We start from the raw sequence: 26,430 nt of genomic DNA, 5'->3' as shown, positions 1-26,430 counted from the left end.
TATAATTGTTTGGCAAGACGTGTTTCACCTCGAATCTGACTGAATCGATCATTGCGTGATTGATTCAGTCAGATTGATCTTAAGCCAACCACTGAAACTGCGCAATTCAATCATTCAAATGATCGTTTCGCTCATTTCTGATAAGGATTCCGATCAGTGCAAGCGGTTCGAACCCTCCTGTGGTGCGGGCCAGAGCCTTGCAACGCCCATAAAAAACCCCTCGTCACAGGTTTCCTGCTCGCCTGAAAATTGTCTTGGGTGAACAGCAATGCTGCGATTCTTCTCGCTTGTTGCTTTAAGCGCAGTGCTAAAGAGCTGAAATTCGATTGGCTTGGTTGTTGTCGCAAAACTGAAATATATCGGTCATAGAATTGACACGAGAGCTTACATTTCCTCAAGTCGGCCTTTGGCCGTTTTCATGGATGAGAAAACCCTATGCGTCGTGTTGTGTTCAATCAGAAAGGGGGCGTTGGGAAATCCAGCATTGCCTGCAACCTTGCCGCAGCGAGTGCTGCCGAAGGCTACCGAACGCTGCTGGTTGATCTCGATCCCCAGGCCAATTCGACTCACTACCTGACAGGCCTGATCAACGAAAGCATTCCAACGGGCATCGCTGACTTTTTCAGACAGACACTATCCGGCGGCTTCGAAGGCAGAAGGAATCGAGTGGTCATCACCGAGACCTCTTACGACAACCTTCACTTGGTGACTGCCTGCTCCGATCTGACGGACCTTCAGTCAAAACTCGAGTCCAAATACAAGATCAATAAGCTGCGCAAGCTGCTGGTTGAACTGTCCGAGGACTACGAGCGCATCTATATCGATACACCAGCGACACTCAACTTCTACACATTCAGTGCGCTGGTGGCGGCGGACAGATTGCTGATCCCATTCGATTGCGACAGCTTTTCGCGCCAGGCGCTGTACCGCGTCATCGCTCAGGCAGAGGAGCTACGTCTTGATCACAATGAATCACTGATAGTAGAGGGCGTGGTGGTCAACCAGTTCACCGGGCATACCGGCTTGCACCAGAATCTCGTTGATGAGTTGTTGGCCGAAGGTTTACCTGTGCTGCCGGTTTACCTGAGCAGCTCCATCAAGATGCGCGAGTCGCACGAAGTCTCAGTACCCCTTGTTCATTTGGCTCCCCGGCATAAGCTTTCGCGGGAATTTTTTGGATTGCTGGATACCTTGGAGCGGGCGGCCTAGCGTCATCACTGACGGGCCGACCCTTAAGGTCGTCCCTCCATCTCGTTCAGCTGAAACACTGACGAAACATTCCAGCCATATGATTCGCGTCACCGAAACCCAGGGGATTGGAGATGAATCGGCCATCAAGAAGCATGCGCAAACTGCTCGACTCAGTCGCCACTCACAATGAGGTAGCGGCGCTCGATGTGATGCGCGCAGCAGAGCAGCTCCAGGACGAGGTGCTTCGTCAACGCTTGCTCAACATGATTCACCAGCTCAACCAGGACGCCAATGATTTGCGAATGGCGCGCGACGATATCCAGGGCGGCACCATAAAGCTCGCGTGATCGGTCAGGGAAGCGTTTCCAGGTCGCTCTTTCGTGTCAACGAGGCCGAAACTTTCATCGGCCCTGGCGCAGGCGCACTGTCGACCCTTTTCAACGCCATTGCCGATGCCGGGCTGACGAACCATTTTCCTGTCAGTAATGCTGGCTTAATTCTGATCCGCTGAGATCGTGCGCAATCGGCGCTTTGTGCAAGGCAACCGAGAGCGTGTGTTCAATTGATTGTTAGTACTATTTCCGACGGCTACACTCCAACCCCATGAAACGCTACCTGCGGTTTTGCCTCATTTTCGTGATCAGCCTGGCGCTTCCCCTCAGCGGGATGGCGGGCGTTCAGGCGCCGACAGAGCCGTGCCCGATGAAAGCAATGGGCATGGCGATGATGGACGACATGGGGATGGACTGCTGCAACGATATGAAAAGCCCGACCGAGCACGGCAAACCCTGCAAGCCGGGGCAGGAGTGCAAGACGGGTGGCATGTTGCAAGTCTCGATCATCAAGCCTCCTGTTACGTTGTTCAGCCCCGTAGTGCTTTCCCTCATCGGCGATTCCGTACCTGTATCGACCCCTTCCGGGGTATGGCGACCGCCCCGCGTTTGATTCCTGACCCACATTGAGCGTCATTCCGTTTTAGCGGGATGGCATGGCTGTGCGCGTGTCCTTTGATGCGTGCAGTGGATGATCACAGGAATCGTAAACATGAACTCCAAGTGCTATTGCACAGGCTGGTCCCTCGTGGCCGGCCTGGCGGCAAGCGTACTGGCATTGCCGAGCTTCGCTGGCGCCTTGACACTCGACGAAGCGTTGCGGCTGGCGGAAAACAATGCGCCGTCGCTGACGGCACAAGACGCGAAAATTCAGGCTGCCAGCAGTGCAGCTATTCCAGCCGGTGAGCTACCCGACCCCAAGCTGCTGCTGGGTGTGCAGAACTACCCCGTGGGTGGTCCGGATCGCTGGAGCATCGACCAGGACTTCATGACCATGCAAATGGTCGGAGTCAGGCAGGAGATGCCCAACGGCGACAAGCGCAAAGCGCGCATTGAAGTTGCCGATGCGGCCGTTGATCGAGCTGCTGCAGAGCGGCGGGTCGAACGTCTGAACGTTCGTCAATCCACGGCATTGGCCTGGATAAATAGCTACTCGGTTGAGCGTAAAGACGCGCTATTCCAGGACTTTTACAAAGAAAATCGCCTGCTGACCGAGACCGTCCGGGCGCAGATTGCCGGTGGCCGCGCTCAACCCGCCGACGCAGTGACGCCCAGGCAAGAAGCAGCTCGGTTGGAGGAACAACAGGACGAGCTGATTCGCCAGAGAACGCAAGCACGAGCGGCGCTCAAGCGCTGGATCGGTCCTGCCGCCAACGATAAGCCTGTGGGCAGCTTGCCTGAATGGCCTGTCGATACCTCAAACTACACCCATAAGCTGCAACACCATCCCGAGTTGGCAGCGTTTGCGCCGATGACCCGCGAAGCGCAAGCCAAGGTTCGTGAGGCCATGTCGGAGAAGCGGTCGGACTGGAGCTGGGAAGTGGATTACCAGCACCGTGGCCGTGAGTTCGGCGACATGGTCAGCGTGCAGTTTTCCTGGGATCTGCCGCTGTTCCCTGACGCTCGCCAGAACCCCAGAATCGCCGCCAGACAGGCTGAACTCAGCCAGCTTGAGGCCGAGCGCGAAGCCCTGTCACGTGAGCATACCCAGCAACTGGAGAGCGAACTGGCCGACTACGAACGCTTGAATCGTGCAGTACAGCGAAACCGGCAAAGCCTGTTGCCGCTGGCCAGGGAAAAGGTCGAACTCAGCATGGCCAGTTATCGTGCCGGCAAGGGCGATTTGAATGCCGTTGTTGCCGCCCGACGTGAACTCATCGAAGCCCGCCTCAAACAGATCGACGTGGAAGAGCAACGAGCGCTGACCAGCGCGCGACTGTATTTTGCCTATGGGGAGTCCAGCCAATGATCCTGAATAAATGGAACGGGGCACTGCTGGTGGGCATCTCGCTGGCATTGGGGGTTGCCGGTGGTTATTGGTTCGCTCACCAGCGCATGGGCGAAGTACCCGTTGCCGCCCCGCAGCTGAGCCCCAATGCACCGGACGAACGCAAGGCGCTGTATTGGTACGACCCCATGTACCCGCAGCAAAAGTTCGATAAGCCGGGCAAGTCTCCCTTCATGGACATGCAACTGGTCCCGCAATATGCCAGTGGCGGCAGCGACCGTGCGACGGTCAGTATCGATCCGGGCCTGACTCAGAATCTCGGTCTGCGTTTTGCGACAGTCAGTCGCGGGATCTTTGATTCCAGTCTCGATGTGAGCGGTGTCCTGACATTCAACGAACGGGATGTCGCCGTGATACAGGCCCGCACTCCTGGCTTTGTGGAGCGGGTCTACGCCCATGCTCCAGGTGATGTGCTCAAAGCCAACGCGGCGTTGGCGGATATCCTGGTGCCCGAGTGGGTCGCCGCCCAGACCGAGTTCCTGGCGCTCAAGCGCAACGGCGATGCGGACTTGCTGGCTGCGGCCCGCCAGCGACTACTGCTCACAGGAATGCCGGCAACACTGATCACTCAGGTGGAGCGGGGCGGTAAGGTCCAACCCTACCTGACGCTGACCAGCCCGATTGGTGGTGTGCTGCAAGAGTTGAATGTCCGCACGGGAATGACCGTTGCAGCGGGCGAGACGCTGGCTCGCGTCAATGGTTTGAGCAATGTCTGGATGGCCGTGGCCGTTCCAGAGTCGGAGGCAGGAACCATCTCCGTAGGGCAAACGGTTGAAGCGCAATTGCCCGCATTCCCGGGGATAAAGCTCAATGGCAAGGTCAGCGCCATTCTGCCGGAGACCAATCCGGACAGCCGTACCCTGCGTGTGCGGGTGGAACTGCCCAACCCGGTCGGACGCTTCAGGCCGGGTTTGACCGCGCAGGTACGCTTGAACCGCTCAACGCAGCACAGTGTGTTGTGGGTGCCGAGCGAGGCCGTCATCCGCACGGGCCGGCGTGCCTTGGTGATGCTTGCCGAAGACGCGGGCCGCTACCGGCCGGTGGAAGTGCAGCCCGGGCAGGAAAGCGACGGCAAAACGGAGATATTGCAAGGCCTGGAAGATGGCCAGAAGGTCGTTACGTCCGGCCAGTTCCTGCTCGACTCGGAGGCCAGCCTGAAGGGCATTGTCGCAAGCCCGGAGCAAGAGTCGCCACCCGACGCAGCCGCCTCCGGCTTGCATGAAGCGGATGGGCAGATCGTCGAGATCAACGACAAGGAAGTCACGCTCGCCCATGGCCCTTTCAAGACGCTGGGCATGCCGGGTATGACGATGACGTTCCCGCTCGCCAATCCGGCGCTGACGCAGGGCCTCAAGCCGGGCGACAGGGTTCGGGTCGCGGTGAGCCAGACTGACGATGGCCTGCGGGTCGAGCGCCTGGAAAAAACCGGAGGCCAGCCATGATCGCCGCCCTCATACGTTGGTCCGTGGCCAACCGGTTCCTGGTGTTGTTGGCGACGCTGTTCGTCACGGCCTGGGGCATCTGGTCGGTGCAGAACACGCCCATCGATGCGTTGCCGGACCTCTCTGATGTCCAGGTCATCATCCGTACCCCTTTCGCGGGGCAGGCACCGCAGATCGTCGAGAACCAGGTGACCTATCCGTTGGCCACCACCATGCTCTCGGTGCCGGGGGCCAAGACGGTGCGTGGTTACTCGTTCTTTGGCGACAGCTTTGTCTATGTGCTGTTCGAGGACGGAACCGACCTGTACTGGGCTCGCTCGCGGGTCCTGGAATATTTGAGCCAGATACAAAGCCGCTTGCCAGCGAGTGCCAAACCGGCATTGGGGCCGGATGCGACGGGGGTGGGCTGGATCTATCAGTACGCACTGGTGGATCGCAGTGGCGGGCACGACCTGGCACAGCTGCGCGCACTTCAGGACTGGTTCCTCAAGTTCGAGCTCAAGACCCTCGCGAACGTCGCCGAGGTGGCGACAGTCGGCGGGATGGTCAAGCAGTATCAGGTGCAGCTGGATCCGCTCAAACTGGCCAGCCTCGGCATCACTCAGGCTGAGGTGACCGAGGCTATCGGCAAGGCCAACCAGGAAACGGGTGGCGCGGTGCTGGAGATGGCGGAGACCGAGTTCATCGTGCGGGCTTCCGGTTACCTGAAGTCGCTCAATGACTTTCGGGCGATCCCGCTCAAGCTCGGCGCGGGTAGGGTGCCCGTGACCCTCGGCTATGTCGCCACGATCCAGACGGGACCGGAAATGCGTCGTGGTATCAGCGAACTCGACGGCGAAGGGGAGACGGTCGGCGGCGTAGTGATCTTGCGCAGCGGCAAGAACGCTCGCCAGACCATTGCGGCGGTCAAGAGCAAACTTGACGAACTCAAAGGCAGTCTGCCGGCCGGCGTGGAAATCGTCACCACCTATGACCGCAGCAAGCTGATCGACCGCGCAGTGGAGAACCTCAGCCACAAGCTGCTCGAAGAGTTCATCGTTGTCGCGCTGGTGTGTGGCATCTTCCTCTGGCACTTGCGCTCATCCCTCGTGGCAATCATTTCCCTGCCGGTGGGGGTGCTCATTGCCTTCATCGTCATGCACTACCAAGGCATCAACGCCAACATCATGTCCTTGGGCGGGATTGCCATCGCCATCGGCGCCATGGTCGATGCCGCTGTGGTGATGATCGAGAACGCCCACAAGAAGATCGAGGCCTGGCACCTGGCCAATCCCGGGGAAGAACTGAAGGGGGAGCGTCATTGGCACGTCATGACCGAAGCGGCGGCAGAGGTGGGGCCGGCACTGTTCTTCTGTCTGTTGATCATCACCCTGTCGTTCATTCCGGTGTTCACCCTGGAGGCGCAGGAAGGGCGTCTGTTCGGTCCGCTGGCCTTCACCAAGACCTACGCCATGGCCGCCGCGGCGGGATTGTCGGTGACTTTGGTGCCAGTGCTGATGGGTTACTGGATTCGAGGACGAATCCCCAGTGAGCAACAGAACCCGTTGAACCGCTGGTTGATCCGGATCTATCAGCCAGCCCTGGATGCAGTCCTGCGTCGGCCAAAGATCACGCTGCTGCTGGCGCTATTGGTGTTTGTCAGTGCGCTATGGCCAATGTCTCGCTTGGGGGGCGAGTTTCTCCCGCCGTTGGACGAGGGCGACCTGCTCTATATGCCTTCGGCTCTGCCGGGGTTGTCGGCGCAGAAAGCGGCGCAACTGCTGCAACAGACCGACCGCTTGATCAAGACCATCCCGGAGGTCGAACATGTCTTCGGTAAAGCCGGTCGTGCCGAAAGCGCTACCGACCCGGCACCGCTGGAGATGTTCGAAACCACCATTCAATTCAAGCCCCATGCGCAATGGCGCCCGGGCATGACCCAGGAAAAACTGGTGGAGGAACTGGACCGTGTGGTGAACGTTCCCGGTTTGACCAACATCTGGATACCGCCGATTCGAAACCGTATCGACATGCTGGCGACGGGTATAAAGAGCCCGATCGGTGTGAAGGTTGCCGGCACCAATCTGGTGGAAATCGATGCGGTCACCCAGGCGGTCGAGCGAGTGGCCAAGGACGTGCCCGGTGTCAGTTCGGCGCTGGCCGAGCGGCTGACTGGCGGGCGCTATATCGATGTGGATATCGACCGCAAAGCCGCCGCCCGCTATGGGCTGAACATTGCCGATGTGCAGTCCATCGTCGCCGGTGCCATCGGTGGTGAAAATGTCGGCGAGACCATTGAAGGGCTTGCTCGCTTCCCGATCAACGTACGTTACCCACGAGAGTGGCGCGATTCGCTCGGTGCCCTGGAGCAACTGCCGATCTATACCCCGCTGGGCAGTCAGATCACCCTGGGCACGGTGGCGAAGGTCAAGGTCAGCGACGGTCCGCCGATGCTCAAGAGCGAAAACGCACGACCTTCGGGCTGGGTGTACATCGATGTGCGGGGTCGGGACATTGCCTCGGTGGTTGCCGATCTGCGTCGGGTCGTCAATGAACAGGTCAAGTTGCAACCGGGCATGAGCCTGAGTTACTCCGGGCAGTTCGAGTTTCTCGAAAGGGCCAACGCACGCCTCAAACTGGTGGTGCCGGCCACGCTGTTGATCATTTTCGTGCTGCTGTACCTGACGTTCGCCCGCTTCGACGAGGCCTTGTTGATCATGGCCACTCTGCCGTTCGCGCTGACTGGCGGGGCATGGTTCCTCTATCTGCTGGGGTTCAACCTGTCGGTCGCCACCGGGGTCGGCTTTATCGCCTTGGCCGGCGTTTCTGCCGAGTTTGGCGTGATCATGCTGCTCTATCTGAAGAACGCCTGGGCCGAACGTGAAGACCTCGGCGACAGCACTGAGCGCGGACTGGTGGCGGCGATTCGTGAAGGTGCCGTACAGCGTGTCAGACCCAAGGCCATGACCGTGGCCGTCATCATCGCCGGCCTGCTACCCATCCTGTTGGGCAGCGGAACGGGTAGCGAAGTGATGAGCCGCATCGCCGCACCCATGGTCGGCGGTATGGTCACGGCACCCTTGCTTTCCCTGTTTGTCATTCCGGCGGCGTATCGCTTGATGCGTCGCCGGCAACTCCAGATTGTACCCACCAATGTTCAAGGAAAAGTCGTATGAAACTGACCCTTATTGCAGTTGCAAGCACCGTATTTGCGCTATCGCTTTCTGCCCGCGCGGAGCATATGCCAGGTATGCAAATGGATGGTATGGAGGGCATGGAGATGAAGCAGGAGTCGAAGCAGGCTCCAGTCGCCAGCGCCGAGGGAACGATCAAGGCCATGGACACTGCAAAGCAAACGGTGACTCTCGCTCACGGTGCCGTTCCAGCTGTGCAATGGCCTCCGATGACCATGGCCTTTTCAGTGACGCAAGATCAGCTCAAAGGGCTGAAGGTTGGAGACCATGTATCGTTTTCCTTTCAGCTGGAGGGCGGTAGAGCCACGATTGTTTCCATAAAAAAATGAAGTATTGATATTGCTTGTGGCCGGTTGTCGCCTTTCGCGGGGCTGATACAGGATGCCCCAAGGAGACGGACAGCTATGCTGAAATCACTACTTGCTATCGCTATCGGCGCATCCCTCGGGGACCGGTAACGCGGGCTACACGTGGCAGGTTCGCTGGCGATGACCGTTGCAGGGCTTGTATCGCTTCAATTGATTGGCACACGCTAGAGAGGTGATGAGTCATGAAAGGCTTTTTGGTGATTTTCATTACCCAACAGAGCCGTCGACATCACGGAAAAATGCTGGGTGATTGGCTCGTCGACCTGGCCCAGGAGATGGGGCTGCGCGGTGCCACCCTGGCAACCGGTATCGAAGGCTTCGGGCATTCAGGGAAACTGCATTCCTCGCATTTTTTTGAGCTGGCCGATCAGCCTACCGAAATCCATATGGCAATTACCGAAGAAGAGTCAGTTCGCCTGTTTGAGCGACTTGAGGCCGAAGACATCTCCCTGTTTTACATAAAGACCCCGGTTGAATTCGGATCTGTCGGCAGGCAGGCGAACCAGCCCGCCATTTAGCGTAATGCAGTTCGGTCAAGAACTCTGTAGGAGCGAGCTGGCTCGCGATGGACTCAAGAGCGCCGCGTTTAGCCAGTAAACACGCGTAATCGTTAACGACCATCGTCGGAACGCCGCCCGGAGCAAGCTCGCTCCTACAGAGCCCTTGACTGAGCCGCCACTGACCTATTTGCCGATTTCCCCAGTCGTGCTGATAGCTGTCCTCGCGACCGCAACACTTCGTTTACTCTTACCCGCCTGAATGATCAGTCGAGGATTCCAATGTCATCGTTTGTCTGTGCCGAAACCCTTTGGATCGATACGCCACATGGGCGACTCTTTACCCGACGCTGGTTTCCGGCGGGCGTGGAATACAGCCAGGTAAAACCGCCGATCATTCTTTTTCATGATTCCCTGGGATGCGTCGAACTGTGGCGAGACTTTCCTGAACGACTCTGTCAAGCCACAAAACGCGAGGTGATTGCCTATGACCGACTCGGCTTCGGGCAGTCGGATCCGTACCCGGGGATCTTGCCCATGCATTTCATTCGCGACGAAGCCGAGCGCTTCTTCGCGTATGTAAGGGCCGAATTCCAGTTCGATCAGTTTGTCGCCCTGGGTCATAGTGTTGGCGGCGCGATGGCAACGAACTGCGCCTTTTTGTACCCGCAGAGCTGCGTTGCATTGATCACCGTTTCAGCACAAGCGTTCGTTGAAAAGCAGACGCTGCGCGGCATTCGGGATGCCAAGGCGCAGTTTGAGGCGCCGGGGCAAATGGCGCGTCTTGAGAAATATTATGGCGATAAAGCGCAATGGGTGCTGTCAGCCTGGACGGATACCTGGCTGTCGGAGGCATTCAGCGGCTGGACGATTGAAGATGCCATTGACTCGATTCACTGCCCGCTGCTTGCGCTTCATGGAGAGCAAGACGAGTACGGATCCGTTCTGCATCCCATGCGCATCGCCAGACTTGCGACCGCGCCCGGGGAATACCTGATACTGGAAAATTGCCATCATGTCCCCCATCGAGAGGCCCCGGACGTCGTTCTGGATGCAGTCGCTCGACTCCTTCGAATCAGCCATTGATGAATGACTGATTCTGGGCGATTGCTGTTTGTCACGAATGGCCGCTTTCGGCCCTGCCCTCATCCCGGACCAACAATCCGAGAGATTGCGTGGGCGCCTACGGCGTTTTCGGTGAGCCGCGGCAAGTCAGTACTGTCAGTTTACAAACTGTCTTTTTTGTAGCCAGGTGATTGCGCCAGAAACTCTGCTATCAGTGATGTAACTTGTTGCTGAATCAACCCACGAGCGCGACCGTTATCGCCATCCCGGCAAATGATGCCATCGCCTGGCACGTCTTCTTCGAGCATTGCTTGCGCACCAGGTTTGCACATCGACATGAAGCTGAAATGGCTTGCGTCGCTGATCTCGACGTAATGGCTTGACGCCGCAGGCAGGCGTTTGGCCAGGTTGGCAGACTCCAACTCCGCAGGAAGGTCGTGCGACGGTACGCCGGCAGCGATCACCAGAGCGGGTACAGGCAGTGCGGCCAGGCTTTCGTTGGTCAGGCCCCGTGAAAGGCCCAGGTCCAGTGTAACCACGGCAGTGACGCGTTTATCGCGCCAATCGGCGGCCAACGCGGCCTTTGATTCTGAGGTGTCTGCGGGGTTTATCTGTCCGTAAACGGTGCAACCGGCTAACTGCGGGTGGGCTTTGCAGTCATGGGCGAAGAGGTCTGGATCGAAACGAGCACCGGCGATCTCCAGGGCGGTCCAGCCGCCGAGTGAATGGCCCACTACTGCAATTCGGCCATTGGCGACCAGGCCAAATTTTTCAGGTTGAGTCGTGACCCTGTCAATGGCTCGGCGCAGATCAACCGGCCGCTGCCATAACTGTGCAGCTGCTTGAGGGCTGCGGTCATGGGTCGTGGTGCCAGGGTGATTGATTGCGGCGACGATGTAACCCTTTTTGGCCAGGGAACTGGCAAGCCAGGTCTGGTTGCCCCAGTTACCCCTGTATCCGTGGGATAGCACCACCAATGGATGTTCGCCGGCAGATGGCGGCGCGTTACGAACGGCAGAAGCACCGACAAACACCGCAGTGTCGGCGATCAGTTGCGTGGCTGCGGTAGTTGCACTCGGGTACCAGACCACCATCTCCAGTGCGCGGTCATTGTGCGAATCCGGCAGTGTGGAAGACTGGAAACCGACGGGGTACTCGTCAGCAAATGCGGTAGTCGTCAGCCAAGCCAACAACAGGGCGCCGAAAGATATTTTCAATGTCGTTTCTTCCTTGATCAGACAAGTGCATAGCACCTGACCCCGCCGTTAGGCGCATCCACCGTCCTGCGGAGTCGAAATTAATGGGGTTGCCTCTAAGCACGGACATTAAAGCCCAGATTCGAACCGCCGCGCATAATTTTCATCGTTAACTCTATTCGCGGTGTTGGCGAGAATCCTGACGTTCGCTTTTAACCCGAAGCAGCCGTTGAGATCTATTTGTTGTCGCTTTATGTTATTCGCTTTCATGGAGGATTCTGACTGATGGCACGCTTGGGCTTGATACTGACACCCGGTTTTGCGGACTGGGAATACGCTTTCATTGCAGGAACCGCATCGCCGTTTTACGGGATCGACGTCAGGTTTTTCGCCTCGACTACGGGGCAGTTCCGCTCGCAGGGTGGATTGGCTGTAACTGTGGATAGCAGCTTGCAACAATGCCTGGACTGGAAGCCGGACGTTGTTGCAGTCATCGGTGGAATGATCTGGGAGCGTGCAGATGCACCGGATATTCCGGACTTTCTTCATACCAGTCGTTCAAGTGGAGCGACAATTGCCGGTATCTGTGGAGGAACGCTGGCACTTGCGAGGGCCGGGCTTCTCGACACGGTTCCTCATACTTCGAACAGCGCTGACTTTTTACAACAGAATGCCGTAGGTTATGACGGGGCCGCGCTTTATCGAAGCAGTCAGGTTGCTGTGGTTGCTGACCGCATCATCACTGCTCCAGGTCCTGCCCCTGTTAGCTTTACCTGCGCAGTATTCGAAGCTGCCGGGTTATCTTCAGAGATCATTTCGCAGTTCAGGTCATTGTTGGCAGCGGAGCACGGGTGACCGCTTCGTCCTACAAAAACAGCCGATCAAGTTATGTGTTCGAGTGTCCGCTCTTTGGCTTTGCGGACATTAGAAAACGTCTGCACAGGGTCGTTTCAAGTAACTCACCCGTGATAGCTGGCCAGGTTAAAACCTTTGAACTCAAGGATGCCGAGGAGGTTCTGACTGGACCACGCTGGCTCTTAGCGCTTTGGCTACCTGGGTTTGAATCTCGTAAGCAGGCGCCTCGACGGCGGTGTAATCACGGGTATAGCGCGTAGAAAACTCCCGAACACCCCATTGCAGGTACTGCTGCACGTGCTTCAATTCATGCGCCCACAGCGCGACATTGTTAAGTGCATCATCGGCACTGCGAAAGACGATGATGTCTATAAGGGTGACTGCACTTACATCGGGATTCTGTAGCATGGTGTTTGCGGCGTTCAGCTCCACATCGTCGCCTACCTTGTAGCGAGCCGAATCAAGCACTTGAATGTCATAGTAGGGTTCGAGTTGGGCTCGGATATTCAGCGGGATTGTCTGAATATCGCCAGTTGCCGCGGTGTTGCGCGATTGCACAATCCAACTCTGTAATCCAGAGGAAGCCATTTGGTTCATGCTTTCAAAGATCGCCCCCGTTTCCTCTTTGGAGCCTGGAGCACAAAAGCAAGCGACCACGCAGGCTTCGTACTGCCCTTTTGGGCAGGCGTAAACAGAAAATGATGTACCTACGGAAAAGAACAGTACCGCTAAGCGGAAGACTTGACGCAAAAAGACAGCTGACAATTGGTTCTCCCAGAGGTAGTGGCGGTCGGCAGGTGATGCTTCTGGTATCTCGCACCCGGTGTCCAGCCACGCGTATGACCGCTGCGGCCACCGTTTGTTGCCTTAGCCCGGATTCATCCGCATTCAAACGCCAGTTCGGCACATCACCCAGTACTTGGCGCAGACAATCAGCATGAGAAGTTTCGGTGCCTGGCTCCCAATTGCTATTCGACCTTCAAGGCTCCCGACCCTGGCAAGTCCGTCACCAGATCGGCCCCCAGCAGCCTCGCGGGTGTGTAAGTGCCGCCAGCCGGACGCACCTGCAACAGGTAATCGACCACGGTCAACGCACCGTAGATCGTCAAGCTGTAGACGTTCGCGGTGTGCACGCGTGCCACTTTGCATTCTCCACGAGCGTTACGGGCTTCGCCCCACACGTAAGTGCCTTGATCTGCACGCTTTTCGTCATCCGGGCCGATCACCGTCTTGGCGATGCGTGCCTTTAGCAGCCTCTGCACGAACGACAAACCCAGCAGCGGACGAATGAAGTTGGCGAACCTGGCGCCGCGAATCATGCCAGCAGAGCCCGGTATGAACACCTTGATGTTGGGAATGCCGGTGGTGTGCCAGGCCGTGGAAACGTCACCCCAGGGAATGGTCATCGCCAGCTTCTCGCCGTCGCCGAAATCGATACGACGCACCTGATAGGCCAGCGGTACAGACACGATTTTCCCGTCGCGACGTATCTTGCCGCCTTGCGCCATGCCTTCGATTGACGTCTTGGCAGTGCCAGGCGAAAAGCTGGAGCGGGAATCAAAACCCAGTGCCAGATGCGTTGCATCCGGCAGCGCACTCTTGAGTGCAGCGGCGACACAGTCAGTGGGGATCACGTCGAAGCCGACGCCAGGGCAAATGACTACGCCCGCCGTTTGCGCACGTTCTTGCAGGGACTGGGCATGTTCGAAAACGGCAATTTCGCCGGTGATATCCAGGTAGTGCGCATTGGCACGCAAGCAAGCGTCCATCATCGGGGCGGCGGTCGCCGAAAACGGTCCTGCGCAATGCAGAACCAGACCATGGCCCTTGATCTGGGCGAGCAATCGCGCCTCGTCATCCAGTCCGAAAACACGGGCTTCAAGACCCAGCTCCCGGGCCAGGGCTTCGATCCTGTCGCGGCTTCGTCCCGCCAAAACCGGCCTGAGTCCGCGCTTGACGGCTTCGCGAGCGATCAACTCGCCGGTATAACCGTAGGCGCCATAGATCATCCATTTCATCTGCGTCACAGGGTTGTCTTGCTGACTCATGCATTGCTCCTGACAGGATTGATGAAGTGCGTCATTGCCTTGCCCAATCAGCGTCAGACGCTAACGTTAAAGTCAGGTTTAGAGTCAAGCAGAAGTGTGCCAGCGCCGGCAGGAAACTTTCAGAGGTGCAGGGGTTGACCTTAAAGTAAGGTTTAAGGTGAGCATGCGCGGACATGCATGACTGTTGGAACCCGGATGATGTTTAAGACCTTTCTTTCTTGTGCGTTGGTATTGATAGGCGGTGCTTTCATGACCTTTTCAAATGCTGAGCCGAACGCTTCCATTGCTATTGCAAAGGACCGCCAGATACTGGTGATCATGACCAATCACGCCAGCTATCCCTCACGAACCGATACCACGGGGCTGTGGCTGACCGAGCTGACGCATTTCACCGATGTTGTGGAAGCGGCAGGCTACACGACGGTTTTTGCCAGCCCCAAGGGTGGAGCTGTTCCTTTGGACGAACGCAGCCTCGGTTGGCTCTATATGGACAAGGCAGCCCGTGAGCATTTGCAGTCGCCGGCCTTTCGCGCTCGACTGAAAAACACGATTCCGGTTGCCGATATCGACCCGTCTCGATTCAGCGTCATCTATTTCACGGGGGGGCACGGTGTCATGTGGGACTTCCCCGCAAACCCGGACCTGCGTCGGGTCGCCGAAAAAATCTACAACCAGGGCGGCATCGTCTCTGCCGTCTGCCATGGCGTAGCGGGACTACTGGATCTTAAGGACGAGCAAGGCCAGTTGATCATCAACGGCAGAAACATCACCGGATTCTCTGATCGCGAAGAGCTGTTTTCAGGCATGAAGAGTCAGGTGCCTTTCTTCCTGGAGGACCGGCTGGTGAGCCAGGGTGCGCGTTACCGCAAGGCCTGGCTGCCCTTCACGCCATTTGCCATTACCGATGGAAGGCTCGTGACGGGCCAAAACCCTCAGTCGCCCAAGGCCGTGGCTGAAGCCGTATTGGCCTTGCTCTCCGCCGACACTGTAACTCGCTAAGCCTTTGTCGATGACACGCTGAAAACACGGCAGCGAGCGAACCAAAAAATCTGTCTCCCTGACGCTTGACATTAAAGTTAAGTTTAACGTTAAGGTTTCTTTCGGCAGGCCTTAAATCCATCAAGCAGATGCAATCACCGGGAGAGAGAAAGATTGAAACTCGCAAGCGCCGTTTTAACAGGATTGCTTTTCAACACTGTTGCCAACCATGCGTTGGCGGGGATGCCTGAAATGCCCAGCCAGACCGACACCACCATGATCGATATCGCAGGTCACCAGGTGCCTGTCGTCAAGGGCGGCTTGTACGACCGCTTTCGCTCCAACCCGCCTTTGTCGGTGATTGCGGCAGAAGTACCGGGCGTTGATTTAGGCTGGTTCAAAGGATTGGAAAAGAACAAGGTCGACATTGGCTTTGAATCGTACTCGCCAAACTTTTACTACGAGAACAGCCGCGTGACGGCGGTTTATACGGCGGATCTGGAAAAGCTCCGGGAACTCATGCCACCCGAGATACTGGCAACCGTCCAACCTCTGCAGATCTGGCCAGGCCGAGGCTTGATCGCATTTACCGCGTACACCTATGAGCACTGCGATAACGACGCTTATAACGAAGTCGCTGTATCGATCATCACCAACAAACCTGGCAAAGCCAATCTGGGTCCGTTCACGCTGATTGGCCAGTCGATGTCTGGAGATTTCTGGGGTTATGTGCTCAAGCTGCCGGTCAATACCGAGCTGGCGAGGGTTCGCGGTGTCGTCGGTTACAACCTGCCGAAATGGCTGACGGGCATTGATCGAAAAGAGGATGCCCAATCGGTGGTCTATGACATTACTGATAGCCAGACCGGCAAAGTGGACGTGTCTTTCAAAGCGAAGAAGCTCGACGACCTGTCCAGTGACGTCGATATTGTCACCAGCAGTTTCACCAATCTCGATCATCAAGGCCAACTGGCCTATGGGTATGCCGTTTCCCGCCAGCTCAGCCACGGCTCCAGCAGGAACGAGGATTCGGCAACCCTCACGCTGGGCGACGGCAGCCTGTCGAACTACATCCGCTCCTTGAAGCTGGGGAAAATGATGAAGTACGAATACGTGCCAGCGTTCCAAAGTGCGCTCTACGCGCCGAAGCCGTTAGCGGCACTGGCTAACGCGCATTGATTCAACGATCCGGCAAAAAACCTGTCAGGTTTCACTAGCCTGACAGGCCACGCTTCACTTGGACGACGCGATATCGCGGCCACGCGGTGCTGTCGCCGCACCTTCCTCGCGCAGACGATGCAATAACAACTGGGTGTTATCCACGCAGCCCATGCCTTCGGGCTTGCTTTCAACACCCTCGATCACCAGCAGCAGTTGCGCTTTGTTCCGGGCCAGCCGTTGCTGGAGGATTTCGATTTCCTCGACCTTGCGCTTGAGCCCGCTGAGCAGCTCTTCATGCTTCCAGCCGTTCGCATTCATCGGCAGTAATTGTCGGATTTCGTCCAATGAAAAACCCGCGGCCTGGGCGCCCGTGATGATCTCCAGAACCCATTCCGTGTCAGGTGCATAGTCGCGATACCCATTGGCTTTGCGCGCGACAGATTTGATCAGGCCGCTCGCTTCGTAAAAGCGGATGCGTGAAGGCGCCAGCCCACTGATTTTCGCCAGTTCGCCTATTCTCATATTCCCCCCCAAAAAGCCATTGACCTTAAAGTTGACTTTAAACCTAAAGTGATTTGGCGGCCAAGTGGCGCAGAGGTGATGCGTTGCTGAGACGCCATGGAATTCAGGGGTAGGGAAAACCAGACCAGGACCATTCCCTAGGAACCGCCTATTGGATGGACTGCACGTTATTCACCAAGGGCGAGGCTCAGCAAGGGTCAAGATCAGAACACGATTGGTCATGCCCTCCATTTCATTCGGGAGATGTGAACATGGGTTATGTCACTACGCAGGACGGTGTTGAGATATTTTACAAAGACTGGGGTCCACGCGATGCCCAGGTGATCTTCTTTCATCACGGATGGCCACTCAGTGCGGACGACTGGGATGCGCAGATGCTGTTTTTCCTGGCGAACGGCTACCGGGTCATTGCACACGACCGGCGTGGCCACGGGCGATCCAGTCAGGTCTGGGACGGGCATGACATGGATCACTATGCCGATGACGTCGCGGCCGTGGTCAACCATCTTGGGGTGCAAGGTGCAGCTCATGTGGGGCACTCCACCGGCGGTGGTGAAGTCATCCATTACATTGCGCGCCACGGCGAAGATCGAGTGTCGAAGGCCGCCATCATCAGCGCCGTGCCACCCTTGATGGTTCAGACGCCGAGCAATCCAGGCGGTTTGCCAAAGTCGGTTTTCGATGACTTGCAGGCACAGCTGAAGGCCAACCGCGCACAGTTCTACCATGACGTTCCAGCTGGACCTTTCTACGGTTATAACCGCCCTGGTGCAAAACCGTCCGAGGGCATCATCCGGAACTGGTGGCGACAAGGCATGATGGGCTGCGCAAAGGCACACTATGACGGGATCGTGGCCTTTTCCCAGACCGACTTTACCGAAGATCTAAAAAGCATCACGATCCCCGTGCTGGTGATGCATGGGGATGATGACCAGATCGTGCCTTATGAAGATTCTGGACTGTTGTCGGCCAAGCTATTGCAAAACAGCACGCTGAAAACCTATTCGGGCTTCCCGCACGGAATGCCTACGACGAACGCCGATACAATCAATGCCGATTTGCTCGCTTTCCTGCGAGGTTAGGCAACTTGGGGGGCAGGTAAAAAACTGCCCCCTGTTTTCTTCAAAGCCAAAAAATCGATGCGTTGAAGATTCGACCAAGTGGCTAAAAGTTGAGCTGACCGAGTGTCGGCTCGTGGCCGATAGCTACCCACTACAAAGCGCAGCTATCACCCCAAAATCCGCCCCACCATCAGCCCAACCTCTTCTGATAATAAAACCGCATATGCCCCGGCGGATAATCCGCCAAACGCCCGAATTCAACGTAACCAAGTTTTCGATAAAACCCGGGCGCCTGGAAACTGAAAGTCTCCAGCCAGATGCCAACGCACTGCTTCTCCCGCGCAACTTCTTCGGCCTTGCGCATCAACTGTTCTCCGATGCCTTGGCCGCGCATCGACTCGGGGACGCTGACCAGATCGATGAGCAGCCATCGATAAGAGATCTTCCCGTACAGCCCGCCAATGACTTCGTTACTGTCAGGGGCCCGAAGCAACAGGGCGAAAGTTTCATGGGCGTCGTCACCACCGTTGGCCAGGTTGTGGGCCAGCAACGGTGTCAGGATTGCCAGCCGCTCTGCTTCAGTCACATTTTCCGAACGTTCGATTTTCACAGACATGCTGCTCTCCCTGAGCAATGAGGAACGGGGTCGCCAAGGTATCCCATTCCGGTCATCCAAGGGAGAACCAGGGTATTGTCATGGCTTTACTCCTTGGCCATCGTCAGTGTGAGGGGCGTCGGTTGATTTCTTTTCCGGAACGCTGAAACTCACTGTCGTGCTGGTGAGGATCCTGTGATTCGGGTCGGCCACTTCCAGAAGAAGCTTGTGACTGCCGGGCTTGAGTCCGACCAGGATAATCGGGTCTTCACTGGTGTGTGCCCATGTGCCGCTCCAGTTGTCGACGGTCACGTGAAGGTGGCCGAGGCGGGGTGATACTTCTACAGCCTCTTTACCAAACACCGGCATGATCCTGGCGTGCTCGGTTCGATACTGGATAATCACAACGCCGCGAGCGAGCGGCTCGGCAAGTGGCGGATAGGCGGTGAGTATTGGCGCCGTTTCGGATTGCAATGGCAGTATCGCCGGTGGGGCGATGGAGTCTGCACTGCATGCGACTGTGCAAAAGAAGGCACCCATGGCAAGAACGGACAGATTTCCGAGAGCGAGGGACATGGTGTTTCTCCCGCAGGATGTCATTCAAGCCTAGATCAATCTTCGGACGCGCTCCTGCTGTAAAATCGTAGACATTGCAGTGTGCAAGCAAAGACGCACAGCTACACGACCACTCTCAAGACTCCGGGTCAAACCCAAAGACGCGCAGCTCTTGGTTGCAGCGACAGGCCCTCGCGATCCGCGCGGCCCATGCGACAGCCTCATCGCGCGAAGATAGCTACCGGTGAGCGTGGAAGTTCGGTTGAGCCATTCCCCGCCCGCCGTATGACCTATTGCGGGTTATGCGCCCTACGGTACTCGCGATCGTTGCGATAGCGTTCGGTCAAGGACTGCACGAGGGTGACGTAGGATTGCGTCTCGGCGTAGGGAGGCACCCCGTTGTACTCGACCACGGACGCTTCGCCGGCGTTGTAACCTGCCAACGCCAGCACCTGGTTGCCGTTGAAGCGCTTGAGCAGCCAGGCCAGGTAGCGCACGCCGCCACGAATGTTCTGTCGTGCGTCGAACGGATTGTCCACGGCGAAGCGCTCGGCGGTGGCGGGCATCAACTGCATCAGCCCCTGGGCGCCGGCTTCGGAAATGGCGTTGGGGCGAAACGCCGATTCGGCATGCATCACCGCGCGGATCAGCGCCCTGTCGACACCATAATGATCCGAAGCAGCTTCGATCTCCCGCCGATAGGAATGGGTGTCCAGGCGCAGTGAGGCGACCTTGAAATCCTTCGGCGCCATGCACAGATAGCAGCCCTTGATGTAATAGAGCTCAAGGACATCGACCCGTGCGGAGATCCCGACGGGGCGCCGGCTCACATATTGACGAATACCCTTGTGGATGAAGGTCCACACCCGAATCCGCACCGCGTCCGGGTTGTCGTCCCGCACAAGCCGTGGCAGGGCCATTGCCTTGGCGCCGACACCGGCGCCCGCCATGCCATTCAGGCGAGTGCAGCGGGCGCTGGCGATGGCTTGGCTGGTGTAGCTGATGGCTCCGTCCCTGGCCTGGCACTTGAACATGGCACTGGCGCACAGTGGAGCGACCAGCAAGGCCAGCTCTATGCAGCCAACAAGAAGGCTCTTGCGAGCCCATCGCCATGTTCTGGAACTCATCACATCGCTCCGCGCCGCAGGCGCCGATCAGGCTTGGGGCGCCTGGCCCGGGCGCTGCCTTTGGAGGGCCTGTTCCGGGTGACCCGCCTTTTGTTCTGATAGTTATACCCCTTGTAACCGGCCTTGGAACTTGCGTTGACGTACGGGCTGCCGGCGTTCCCAGGCGAGGCGCAGGCCTGATTGCTCGCACGACGCATCGTCCCGGCTTGCCAGGGCCGAACGCATCCGCGAATGAAATACACCTTGCGCCCCCGCGTGATGTTTTCCCGGGTTCCCTTGAACCCCGCCGCCACCACGAACGAATCCCCCCGGCCCGAAGGTCTTCGCCACGCCGTCCGCATCGGTCAGGCGCACGGTGCCTTCGAGGATGTGGCACATCTCGTCGTAGTCGCACTCGCATCTCGGTCTACGCACTGACCGAAACACGGCTGCTTCCTGCGAAGCCCCGGCGGTTCATCGAGTTCATACGCGACCATCTCAACAGTGCTTAATGCCTGACGACTGAATAGGGGGCATCCCGACGCAAACGAATGTCTCCTTCTGGCCGTTTTCTGCCTGTCATGAAGGGCGGCAAACAGCCGTTTTCTGCCTGTCATGACTAACAGAAATCGACCCAAAGGGACCAATACCGCGTCGACCGGCGACAAGGCCACAACGGCTAAGTCTGCTAGCGTTGAGTGCTTTGGGAGCTAATAGAAGGACTGATGATGCAGATGTTTAAAATCGAGGCGAGCGGATTGAGTCAACTCCGTGAGGCTCTGAGTCAAGCCGCATTGCCCTTTGATGATTTAAGCGAACCGGGTAGGCAGTTTTTCCGTTTTGAGATGGACGGAAAATGGATCGCGTACGGAGGACTGGAGGGTTGTGATCAAGACATGCTGCTTCGCTCACTAGTCGTTAGTGATTCGCATCGCGGGAAAGGGCTTGGCAAAGCAGTGCTGTCAGAGCTGGAGCGATATGCTGCCTTCCAAGGTGTGCTTCGGTTGCATTTGTTAACTCAAAGCGCGACTGGACTTTTTACAGCCAACGGGTATGAAATTTTCGATAGGGGTGAAGCGCCGGTCGCTATCAGTCAAACCCTCCAGTTCAAGCATTTGTGTCCTGCATCGGCAACCTATCTACGAAAGTCGTTAGGTACCGCGGTTGTTACGGAGTAGTTCGTCGATTCGCGCTAATGGACGGAATCCGTGTGTTCGCACTTGGTCGATTTCTGTTGCGTCGACCGGTTGAATCCACAACCCAAAGCTGCCTGTCATATCAGGCATCAACCGGCCAAAAACAGTCACCCCTTTGTAGTAACACGCCTATCTGTTACAGATTTCAAGACTGGCGATTGGGCTGCTCGGCCTTTTTACCGAAGGTCGCGAGTTCAACCAGATCCTTTGTACAACAAGCAGATAGACATGCCAGGTGGGGTTCGACCTTGCCTGTCTCTATAAGCTATGAATTTTCGCTGGCTCACAACGTCGAGGGAAAACATGCGGAGCCCCGATTCTCTCCTTGAGCCTGGTTGCATGGTCCTGAGCACTTTTTTCATGCCGAAACTGCACTCGTCGGATGCCAAGCCATACAGACCTAAGAGCTTTGCTTTGACTGGATAGAAGCTCGACCTTCACTGACATGATCATGTCTCCAGGGCGTAACCCGAGGGTTAAAAATGGATTTCAGCGGTCTTGAGTCCCAAGTCTCGAAGTTCGGCGATCAAGTCATCCAGATGCCCGAAAGACTCGACCTCCTCGTTGTCATCAACCAAGAAATAACTTCTGCCGGCGTCCTTCTTGAAGAACACAATCCACTCTTTGGGGTTGGTCGGGTTTGCGATCACATGGGTGTCAAAGGTCACGCCTTCGGCATGTTTGCTTTTCACAGCTTTACGATTCATGTCAGTCACCACGCTACACGCGCTCTCGAATTTTCTATTTGCAGTGCGCGCCCGTTCAGCCTCATGCGAGTCTTCGCTATAAACATTTCCAGCCGCACGACGCAGTGGGTCTAGGGTATTTCAATTAACACTGCATGTTAATATTATGCACATGCATCCACTGAGGAGCTAGCCATGATTGCGATAGGCGAGGCATGGAAGGCGGGGTTGTTGGGGCGAGGACACTGGCTTCGCAATATGGTGTCTGGCGTGATCGTAGGGGTAGTGGCACTCCCCCTGGCAATGGCGTTTGCCATTGCGTCTGGCGTCAAGCCAGAGCAAGGCATCTACACCGCAATCATCGGCGGCCTGCTGGTTTCACTCTTTGGGGGAAGCCGCCTGCAGATTGCCGGGCCGACAGGTGCGTTCATCGTGATTCTGGCGGGAGTCACGGCCAAGCATGGCGTTGACGGCCTGCAAATCGCCACGATGATGGCGGGGGCCATGTTGTTTTTGCTGGGTATTTCCCGGCTCGGTGCAATCATCAAGTTTATCCCCGATCCAGTGATCGTCGGATTCACCGCGGGCATCGGCGTGATCATCTGGGTCGGGCAGTGGAAAGACTTTTTCGGTTTACCGACGATCAGTGGAGAGCACTTCCATGAAAAGCTCTGGCATTTGCTACAGGCACTCCCGGATCTTCATATGGCCACCACCCTGCTGGCTGCGCTCAGTCTTTTCCTGGTAATCACCGCTTCCAAAATTCCCGGTCTCAAACGGGTGCCTGGCCCGCTAGTCGCAATGGCGGTCGCTACAGCGATACAGACAACCTTTCATTTCGAGGGAGTCGCCACGATTGGCAGCGCATTTGGTGGCATACCTCAAGGTCTTCCCGCGTTTAGCCTGCCTGAAATCACGTTGTCCCGCGTCATCGATTTGATTGGTCCGGCGTTCACTATCGCCATGCTTGGAGCAATCGAATCGCTGCTGTCCGCAATGGTGGCCGATGGTATGGCGGGCACTAAGCATAATTCCAATCAGGAACTGATCGGTCAGGGGGTGGCCAACCTGGTCACGCCATTGTTTGGCGGCTTCGCAGCTACCGGAGCCATTGCCCGTACTGCAACCAATATCCGTAACGGCGGCACGAGCCCACTGGCCGGCATTACGCACGCGGTCACCTTGGTGCTTATTATTCTGTTCCTGGCACCTCTAGCCTCAAACATCCCACTGTGCGCCCTGGCCGCCATTCTTTTCGTGGTCGCGTACAACATGAGCGAGTTGAAACACTTCAAGCGCATGGTCCAGCGAGCCCCACGCGCAGATGTATCCATCCTGCTCATCACCTGCAGCCTCACCGTGTTCAGTGACTTGGTGATCGCCGTGAATATCGGCGTCATTCTCGCGATGCTGCACTTTATGCGCCGCATGGCCTCATCTGTGGAGGTGCAGCAGATAGTCGAACACGAACTTGAAGAAGAGCTGAGGGCCAACGGGCATGCTCGCCTGCCGCCAGGGATACTGATTTATACGATTGAAGGGCCATTGTTCTTTGGCGCGGCTGAGACCTTCGAGCGTGTGTTAGCACAGACCCATACCGACCCACGCCTGCTGATTATTCGTCTGAAGCGCGTACCGTTCATGGATATCACGGGCTTGCAAGTGCTGGAGGAGGTTATTCAGCAGCTGCACAAGCGGAATATCGTGGTGAAACTCTGCGAAGCGAACACAAAGGTGCTCGGCAAACTCGATAGGGTGGGGATCCTGCAAGAAATCGGCCCGGAGCATTACCACGCCGATTTCAACATCGCACTGGCCAACGCGGTCAGTCACGTAGAGGGTACGTCGACTCTCTAGAGGCTAACTGTCCGTGTTGGATTATGACTTGGTGTTGGTGGCATGCTTACTCTTGGTCGAATAGCTGGCACCGTGAGTATCCAGGTAGTCACGAATCAGTTGACGGACCACCTGTGAAGGCGTCAGGTCTTGTGCTGCACAGAGTTCCTCGAAAGCTTTTTTCTTGATGGGGTCAATGAGTACAGTGAGGCGCGCAGTCTTGCTTTCCATGGGGTATTCAATCGCTTAAGTCGCTGGATGTTAATCAAATTGTAATTGCCTTGTTCTGTGCTGTCACTGTACAGGCGGCTTGCTGCTCGGTAGCTCGACTTTACTCACAAGTAAAGATTTGGTTCTCACGGTGGGTGATGAGCCGGATCTGCTTCGACTCAGCATGGATCCCCATCCGCGAGAAAGGGAACAGATTCATTCCACGCTGGCCGCCTGCCTGCACCGGGTCGACTGTGATCAGTCACGAGCGACCGGAAATGGCCGTTTTCTACCTGTTGCGACAGACTGAAAACGGCCAATTGCCGCTTGTTGCGAAGGGCAGCAAGCGATTCATCTGTCGATATGCGCTGAGACTCTTTTCAACGCATACAGAAATGCTGGTTGCCGCTTTCAAGGCAGGGCATAGAGCTTGAACAGCATCCGGGATGTGTCGCTGGTACCCCCTAAATGTTTGTCGTATGCGTGCTCAACCTCACCCGAGCGATACATCTCGCTGAGCGCGGTATCGACGAGCAAGCGGAAGTTTTCATCGTCTCGATCAACCATCAGCGAGGTCGCTGAATACTCAAATATTCGATCGAGCAGTACAATTTTTTCGTTGGAATATTTGTCGGCCAGGTCATGCGTGAGCATCGTGCGTTCGGCAAAGAAAACATCCGCCTTGCCATCGGCAACACGCTTGAGACCCGCGCTGGCGTCTGCCACCGTGACGAGTGTAGCGACCACGCCCAAGGACCGCATTTGTTGATTGATCCACTGCTCGGTTACCCCGCCAGCGATCGTGGCATAGGTCATGTTGGCCAGTGCGCGGTTGATGTCTGTGCGCCAGGTCGGGCCGGTTTTAGATACTTCACCTTTGAGAACCCTGAGCAACGCGTTGGGCGCATTTTTGCTGACAACGGCTGATAAGCCGGCAGTGTAGACAGGAATCGAGTAGCTGACTGTTTTACGGCGTTCCAGCGTTGCTGGCGTCGGTGTGCAGAGAATGTCGATTTTTCCCGTACTGACGGCGCTGGTTTCTTCGCCCAATTGAACGGGTTGGTAGCGCACTTGCAATGAAGGCAGGTTCAGCTCGGTCTTTATTGTGTTGACGATGTTCAAGCAGAGATCAATCGCATAACCGTTGGCTTTGTCACCCTGCTGGATACTGAAAGGGGCGAAGTCAGGCACATACCCCAGAACGACTGACTGATTGTTTCGTATCCGTTCAAGGGTCTCGGCGCCGGCGATCGCTGGCACGAATGCCAGCAGGCACACAAGAAACCGATGGGTAGCTTTGGTCAATTGAGCGTTCACTCCTCATTCTCCCGTTACCTGTTTTGTTGAAACGCGCTTTATCCATCGTTCAGATTTTTTCTGGGGAAACCACCCACACGCTGCAGGGTAACTTGTACAGCAGATGTTCCACCGTACTGCCAACCAACCGCTCCATGCCGCGGTGTCCAACGCGCCCCATGACAATCACATCGGTGTCATAGGCCCCCGCGTAGCTGGAAAGCACCTTGGCCGGATTGCCCATGATCATGTGCTGGTGTTCCGGCGGGATGCCATTGCGTTCAGAAAGGTCGCGAAACGCATCAGTCTGCGCATCGAATAATGTCTTGGCTTTTCCCGAGGAGAAAAACGCCGAGCCATTACTGAAACCGAATTCGTCCGCACTGATACTGGAAAGGTCATGGGCGTAGATCACGTCCAGTTTTGCGTTACAGGTGCTCGCCAGTTTGGAGGCCTCACGCAGAATTCTGTCGTTGAAGCCTTCGTATTGGTCATCAGAATGAAAAGGGTCAACGGCGGCGACGATCTTGCGCGGCAAAGCGTTGTGTAAATGACTGACAAAATGCAGGGGCACCGGGCATTCACGTAGCAGGTGGATATCCAGTGGCGTAAACATCAGGCGTGACAGCAGCGATTCGTGTTCCAACGCCTTGATCAGTACGGCCATCGGCTGTTCTTTGAGATGAATGAGGATTTCCTGCAAGGGCCTTTCGACCCAGATGACTTCCGTGGTGACATGCACACCGATCTTGCGCAAGGGGCGGGCCTGGTCTTCCAGCCACTGACGATGGCGCTCGACATAGCCCCGTCGCATCTGTTCCAGCGCCTGTTCGTTGACCATTCCGGCAGTCGCCAGCCCTTCAAGATAGTCGAACGCCACGATGTGCAGGGCAGCACCTGAAGCCTTGGCCAAAGCAGCGGCCCGGTCGAAGGCGGGGCTGTTTTCCATCAGCGGCGAGACGACCAGCATGAAGCGTAATTGATCAGACATGACGGATCTCCGGTAGGTAATCGCGCAATCGCATTGCCCCAATGCTGCGGCGTTATTGGGCA

At 56.8% G+C, this 26,430-nt stretch carries 27 protein-coding genes and 1 pseudogene; 16 read left to right on the top strand and 12 right to left on the bottom strand.

Annotation, left to right across the window (positions count from 1 at the left end; genetic code table 11):
- Positions 1-435 precede the first annotated feature (435 nt).
- The 9 genes from ACEN8Q_RS09825 (at position 436) to ACEN8Q_RS09785 (ending at position 10,097) form a co-directional block, all read left to right on the top strand.
- On the top strand, positions 436-1,209 hold the full coding sequence (locus tag ACEN8Q_RS09825; protein WP_413422337.1) for a ParA family protein: 774 nt from the start codon (positions 436-438) through the stop codon (positions 1,207-1,209).
- Positions 1,210-1,322: 113 nt separating this feature from the next.
- Positions 1,323-1,538 carry a hypothetical protein gene (locus ACEN8Q_RS09820; RefSeq protein WP_413422335.1) on the top strand — a complete coding sequence of 72 codons (216 nt, stop codon included), beginning with the start codon at positions 1,323-1,325 and terminating at the stop codon, positions 1,536-1,538.
- Between the two features lie 256 nt (positions 1,539-1,794).
- Positions 1,795-2,136 carry a hypothetical protein gene (locus ACEN8Q_RS09815; protein ID WP_413422333.1) on the top strand — a complete coding sequence of 114 codons (342 nt, stop codon included), beginning with the start codon at positions 1,795-1,797 and terminating at the stop codon, positions 2,134-2,136.
- 99 nt (positions 2,137-2,235) lie between these two features.
- On the top strand, positions 2,236-3,492 hold the full coding sequence (locus ACEN8Q_RS09810; protein WP_413705074.1) for a TolC family protein: 1,257 nt from the start codon (positions 2,236-2,238) through the stop codon (positions 3,490-3,492).
- A complete protein-coding gene (locus tag ACEN8Q_RS09805; protein ID WP_413705073.1) occupies positions 3,489-4,973 on the top strand; it encodes an efflux RND transporter periplasmic adaptor subunit in 1,485 nt (494 codons plus the stop codon). The genes ACEN8Q_RS09810 and ACEN8Q_RS09805 overlap by 4 nt, the downstream gene beginning before the upstream one ends.
- Positions 4,970-8,128: an efflux RND transporter permease subunit gene (locus ACEN8Q_RS09800; RefSeq protein ID WP_413705072.1), complete on the top strand. Its 3,159-nt coding sequence runs from the start codon at positions 4,970-4,972 to the stop codon at positions 8,126-8,128. Before ACEN8Q_RS09805 ends, ACEN8Q_RS09800 begins: the two co-directional genes overlap by 4 nt.
- On the top strand, positions 8,125-8,475 hold the full coding sequence (locus tag ACEN8Q_RS09795; protein ID WP_413705071.1) for a copper-binding protein: 351 nt from the start codon (positions 8,125-8,127) through the stop codon (positions 8,473-8,475). Before ACEN8Q_RS09800 ends, ACEN8Q_RS09795 begins: the two co-directional genes overlap by 4 nt.
- A gap of 221 nt (positions 8,476-8,696) precedes the next feature.
- Complete coding sequence (locus ACEN8Q_RS09790) at positions 8,697-9,032, top strand: DUF190 domain-containing protein (protein WP_413705070.1); 336 nt, start codon at positions 8,697-8,699, stop codon at positions 9,030-9,032.
- Between the two features lie 261 nt (positions 9,033-9,293).
- Positions 9,294-10,097, top strand: a complete 804-nt coding sequence (locus ACEN8Q_RS09785; RefSeq protein WP_413705069.1) for an alpha/beta fold hydrolase — start codon at positions 9,294-9,296, stop codon at positions 10,095-10,097.
- A gap of 140 nt (positions 10,098-10,237) precedes the next feature.
- On the opposite strand, the gene ACEN8Q_RS09780 is transcribed toward ACEN8Q_RS09785, so the two are convergent.
- Positions 10,238-11,293, bottom strand: a complete 1,056-nt coding sequence (locus ACEN8Q_RS09780) for an alpha/beta hydrolase family protein (RefSeq protein ID WP_413705068.1) — start codon at positions 11,291-11,293, stop codon at positions 10,238-10,240.
- Between the two features lie 264 nt (positions 11,294-11,557).
- Between ACEN8Q_RS09780 and ACEN8Q_RS09775 the strand changes: the two genes are divergently transcribed.
- Entirely contained in the window at positions 11,558-12,127 is a 570-nt protein-coding gene (locus ACEN8Q_RS09775; protein WP_413705067.1) for a DJ-1/PfpI family protein, read from the top strand.
- A 141-nt stretch (positions 12,128-12,268) separates the two neighbouring features.
- Here the strand turns inward: ACEN8Q_RS09775 and ACEN8Q_RS09770 are convergent, their stop codons facing one another.
- Positions 12,269-12,892 (bottom strand): DUF4157 domain-containing protein, encoded by a 624-nt coding sequence (locus tag ACEN8Q_RS09770; protein WP_413422315.1) that lies wholly within the window; start codon positions 12,890-12,892, stop codon positions 12,269-12,271.
- Positions 12,893-13,095: 203 nt separating this feature from the next.
- Positions 13,096-14,175 carry a saccharopine dehydrogenase family protein gene (locus tag ACEN8Q_RS09765; RefSeq protein ID WP_413705066.1) on the bottom strand — a complete coding sequence of 360 codons (1,080 nt, stop codon included), beginning with the start codon at positions 14,173-14,175 and terminating at the stop codon, positions 13,096-13,098.
- A 195-nt stretch (positions 14,176-14,370) separates the two neighbouring features.
- Between ACEN8Q_RS09765 and ACEN8Q_RS09760 the strand changes: the two genes are divergently transcribed.
- Together ACEN8Q_RS09760 and ACEN8Q_RS09755 are read left to right on the top strand one after the other, a co-directional pair.
- A complete protein-coding gene (locus ACEN8Q_RS09760; protein ID WP_413705065.1) occupies positions 14,371-15,174 on the top strand; it encodes a type 1 glutamine amidotransferase domain-containing protein in 804 nt (267 codons plus the stop codon).
- A gap of 153 nt (positions 15,175-15,327) precedes the next feature.
- Positions 15,328-16,332 (top strand): acetoacetate decarboxylase (ADC), encoded by a 1,005-nt coding sequence (locus ACEN8Q_RS09755; protein WP_413422309.1) that lies wholly within the window; start codon positions 15,328-15,330, stop codon positions 16,330-16,332.
- 54 nt (positions 16,333-16,386) lie between these two features.
- On the opposite strand, the gene ACEN8Q_RS09750 is transcribed toward ACEN8Q_RS09755, so the two are convergent.
- Entirely contained in the window at positions 16,387-16,836 is a 450-nt protein-coding gene (locus ACEN8Q_RS09750; protein ID WP_413422307.1) for a MerR family transcriptional regulator, read from the bottom strand.
- 251 nt (positions 16,837-17,087) lie between these two features.
- On the opposite strand from ACEN8Q_RS09750, the gene ACEN8Q_RS09745 reads away from it, so the two are divergent.
- Complete coding sequence (locus ACEN8Q_RS09745) at positions 17,088-17,918, top strand: alpha/beta fold hydrolase (protein ID WP_413422305.1); 831 nt, start codon at positions 17,088-17,090, stop codon at positions 17,916-17,918.
- 169 nt (positions 17,919-18,087) lie between these two features.
- Here the strand turns inward: ACEN8Q_RS09745 and ACEN8Q_RS09740 are convergent, their stop codons facing one another.
- The 4 genes from ACEN8Q_RS09740 to ACEN8Q_RS09725 all read right to left on the bottom strand — a co-directional run bounded on the left by ACEN8Q_RS09740 (position 18,088) and on the right by ACEN8Q_RS09725 (position 20,552).
- On the bottom strand, positions 18,088-18,513 hold the full coding sequence (locus ACEN8Q_RS09740) for a GNAT family N-acetyltransferase (protein ID WP_413422303.1): 426 nt from the start codon (positions 18,511-18,513) through the stop codon (positions 18,088-18,090).
- Positions 18,514-18,591: 78 nt separating this feature from the next.
- Positions 18,592-19,068, bottom strand: coding sequence for a DUF6130 family protein (locus tag ACEN8Q_RS09735; RefSeq protein ID WP_413422301.1), 477 nt, complete (start codon positions 19,066-19,068; stop codon positions 18,592-18,594).
- Between the two features lie 269 nt (positions 19,069-19,337).
- Positions 19,338-20,174: a lytic transglycosylase domain-containing protein gene (locus tag ACEN8Q_RS09730; RefSeq protein WP_413422299.1), complete on the bottom strand. Its 837-nt coding sequence runs from the start codon at positions 20,172-20,174 to the stop codon at positions 19,338-19,340.
- 102 nt (positions 20,175-20,276) lie between these two features.
- Positions 20,277-20,552: a hypothetical protein gene (locus tag ACEN8Q_RS09725; RefSeq protein WP_413422453.1), complete on the bottom strand. Its 276-nt coding sequence runs from the start codon at positions 20,550-20,552 to the stop codon at positions 20,277-20,279.
- A 20-nt stretch (positions 20,553-20,572) separates the two neighbouring features.
- Here ACEN8Q_RS09725 and ACEN8Q_RS09720 point away from each other — a divergent pair.
- Positions 20,573-20,665, top strand: a pseudogene (locus ACEN8Q_RS09720) (LysR family transcriptional regulator); the annotation flags it as partial.
- A 213-nt stretch (positions 20,666-20,878) separates the two neighbouring features.
- Positions 20,879-21,331: an arsenic resistance N-acetyltransferase ArsN2 gene (gene arsN2 / locus ACEN8Q_RS09715; RefSeq protein ID WP_413705064.1), complete on the top strand. Its 453-nt coding sequence runs from the start codon at positions 20,879-20,881 to the stop codon at positions 21,329-21,331.
- A gap of 494 nt (positions 21,332-21,825) precedes the next feature.
- Here the strand turns inward: arsN2 and ACEN8Q_RS09710 are convergent, their stop codons facing one another.
- Positions 21,826-22,056 (bottom strand): hypothetical protein, encoded by a 231-nt coding sequence (locus ACEN8Q_RS09710; protein WP_032828974.1) that lies wholly within the window; start codon positions 22,054-22,056, stop codon positions 21,826-21,828.
- 174 nt (positions 22,057-22,230) lie between these two features.
- Here ACEN8Q_RS09710 and ACEN8Q_RS09705 point away from each other — a divergent pair, with 174 nt between their 5' ends.
- Positions 22,231-23,892, top strand: a complete 1,662-nt coding sequence (locus ACEN8Q_RS09705; protein ID WP_413422295.1) for a SulP family inorganic anion transporter — start codon at positions 22,231-22,233, stop codon at positions 23,890-23,892.
- A 21-nt stretch (positions 23,893-23,913) separates the two neighbouring features.
- Here ACEN8Q_RS09705 and ACEN8Q_RS09700 read toward each other — a convergent pair whose 3' ends face one another.
- The 3 genes from ACEN8Q_RS09700 to ACEN8Q_RS09690 form a co-directional block, all read right to left on the bottom strand.
- Positions 23,914-24,102 carry a ribbon-helix-helix protein, CopG family gene (locus ACEN8Q_RS09700; protein ID WP_057399463.1) on the bottom strand — a complete coding sequence of 63 codons (189 nt, stop codon included), beginning with the start codon at positions 24,100-24,102 and terminating at the stop codon, positions 23,914-23,916.
- A 390-nt stretch (positions 24,103-24,492) separates the two neighbouring features.
- Positions 24,493-25,398 carry an amino acid ABC transporter substrate-binding protein gene (locus ACEN8Q_RS09695; protein WP_413705063.1) on the bottom strand — a complete coding sequence of 302 codons (906 nt, stop codon included), beginning with the start codon at positions 25,396-25,398 and terminating at the stop codon, positions 24,493-24,495.
- 49 nt (positions 25,399-25,447) lie between these two features.
- Positions 25,448-26,368, bottom strand: coding sequence for a universal stress protein (locus tag ACEN8Q_RS09690; RefSeq protein WP_413705484.1), 921 nt, complete (start codon positions 26,366-26,368; stop codon positions 25,448-25,450).
- Positions 26,369-26,430 lie beyond the last annotated feature (62 nt).

The sequence above is a fragment of the Pseudomonas sp. Pseusp16 genome (assembly GCF_047324915.1).
Classification (GTDB): domain Bacteria; phylum Pseudomonadota; class Gammaproteobacteria; order Pseudomonadales; family Pseudomonadaceae; genus Aquipseudomonas; species Aquipseudomonas fluorescens_CD.
This window is presented reverse-complemented; position numbering and strand designations above follow the sequence as displayed.

Excerpts from the sequence above, each read along its gene's own strand:
- ACEN8Q_RS09825 (WP_413422337.1), top strand. The coding sequence starts at position 436 with ATGCGTCGTGTTGTGTTCAATCAGAAAGGGGGCGTTGGGAAATCCAGC.
- ACEN8Q_RS09820 (WP_413422335.1), top strand. The coding sequence starts at position 1,323 with ATGAATCGGCCATCAAGAAGCATGCGCAAACTGCTCGACTCAGTCGCC.
- ACEN8Q_RS09815 (WP_413422333.1), top strand. The coding sequence starts at position 1,795 with ATGAAACGCTACCTGCGGTTTTGCCTCATTTTCGTGATCAGCCTGGCG.
- ACEN8Q_RS09810 (WP_413705074.1), top strand. The coding sequence starts at position 2,236 with ATGAACTCCAAGTGCTATTGCACAGGCTGGTCCCTCGTGGCCGGCCTG.
- ACEN8Q_RS09805 (WP_413705073.1), top strand. The coding sequence starts at position 3,489 with ATGATCCTGAATAAATGGAACGGGGCACTGCTGGTGGGCATCTCGCTG.
- ACEN8Q_RS09800 (WP_413705072.1), top strand. The coding sequence starts at position 4,970 with ATGATCGCCGCCCTCATACGTTGGTCCGTGGCCAACCGGTTCCTGGTG.
- ACEN8Q_RS09795 (WP_413705071.1), top strand. The coding sequence starts at position 8,125 with ATGAAACTGACCCTTATTGCAGTTGCAAGCACCGTATTTGCGCTATCG.
- ACEN8Q_RS09790 (WP_413705070.1), top strand. The coding sequence starts at position 8,697 with ATGAAAGGCTTTTTGGTGATTTTCATTACCCAACAGAGCCGTCGACAT.
- ACEN8Q_RS09785 (WP_413705069.1), top strand. The coding sequence starts at position 9,294 with ATGTCATCGTTTGTCTGTGCCGAAACCCTTTGGATCGATACGCCACAT.
- ACEN8Q_RS09775 (WP_413705067.1), top strand. The coding sequence starts at position 11,558 with ATGGCACGCTTGGGCTTGATACTGACACCCGGTTTTGCGGACTGGGAA.
- ACEN8Q_RS09765 (WP_413705066.1), bottom strand. The coding sequence starts at position 14,175 with ATGAGTCAGCAAGACAACCCTGTGACGCAGATGAAATGGATGATCTAT.
- ACEN8Q_RS09760 (WP_413705065.1), top strand. The coding sequence starts at position 14,371 with ATGATGTTTAAGACCTTTCTTTCTTGTGCGTTGGTATTGATAGGCGGT.
- ACEN8Q_RS09750 (WP_413422307.1), bottom strand. The coding sequence starts at position 16,836 with ATGAGAATAGGCGAACTGGCGAAAATCAGTGGGCTGGCGCCTTCACGC.
- ACEN8Q_RS09745 (WP_413422305.1), top strand. The coding sequence starts at position 17,088 with ATGGGTTATGTCACTACGCAGGACGGTGTTGAGATATTTTACAAAGAC.
- ACEN8Q_RS09740 (WP_413422303.1), bottom strand. The coding sequence starts at position 18,513 with ATGTCTGTGAAAATCGAACGTTCGGAAAATGTGACTGAAGCAGAGCGG.
- ACEN8Q_RS09735 (WP_413422301.1), bottom strand. The coding sequence starts at position 19,068 with ATGTCCCTCGCTCTCGGAAATCTGTCCGTTCTTGCCATGGGTGCCTTC.
- ACEN8Q_RS09730 (WP_413422299.1), bottom strand. The coding sequence starts at position 20,174 with ATGAGTTCCAGAACATGGCGATGGGCTCGCAAGAGCCTTCTTGTTGGC.
- ACEN8Q_RS09725 (WP_413422453.1), bottom strand. The coding sequence starts at position 20,552 with ATGTGCCACATCCTCGAAGGCACCGTGCGCCTGACCGATGCGGACGGC.
- arsN2 (WP_413705064.1), top strand. The coding sequence starts at position 20,879 with ATGATGCAGATGTTTAAAATCGAGGCGAGCGGATTGAGTCAACTCCGT.
- ACEN8Q_RS09710 (WP_032828974.1), bottom strand. The coding sequence starts at position 22,056 with ATGAATCGTAAAGCTGTGAAAAGCAAACATGCCGAAGGCGTGACCTTT.
- ACEN8Q_RS09705 (WP_413422295.1), top strand. The coding sequence starts at position 22,231 with ATGATTGCGATAGGCGAGGCATGGAAGGCGGGGTTGTTGGGGCGAGGA.
- ACEN8Q_RS09700 (WP_057399463.1), bottom strand. The coding sequence starts at position 24,102 with ATGGAAAGCAAGACTGCGCGCCTCACTGTACTCATTGACCCCATCAAG.
- ACEN8Q_RS09690 (WP_413705484.1), bottom strand. The coding sequence starts at position 26,368 with ATGTCTGATCAATTACGCTTCATGCTGGTCGTCTCGCCGCTGATGGAA.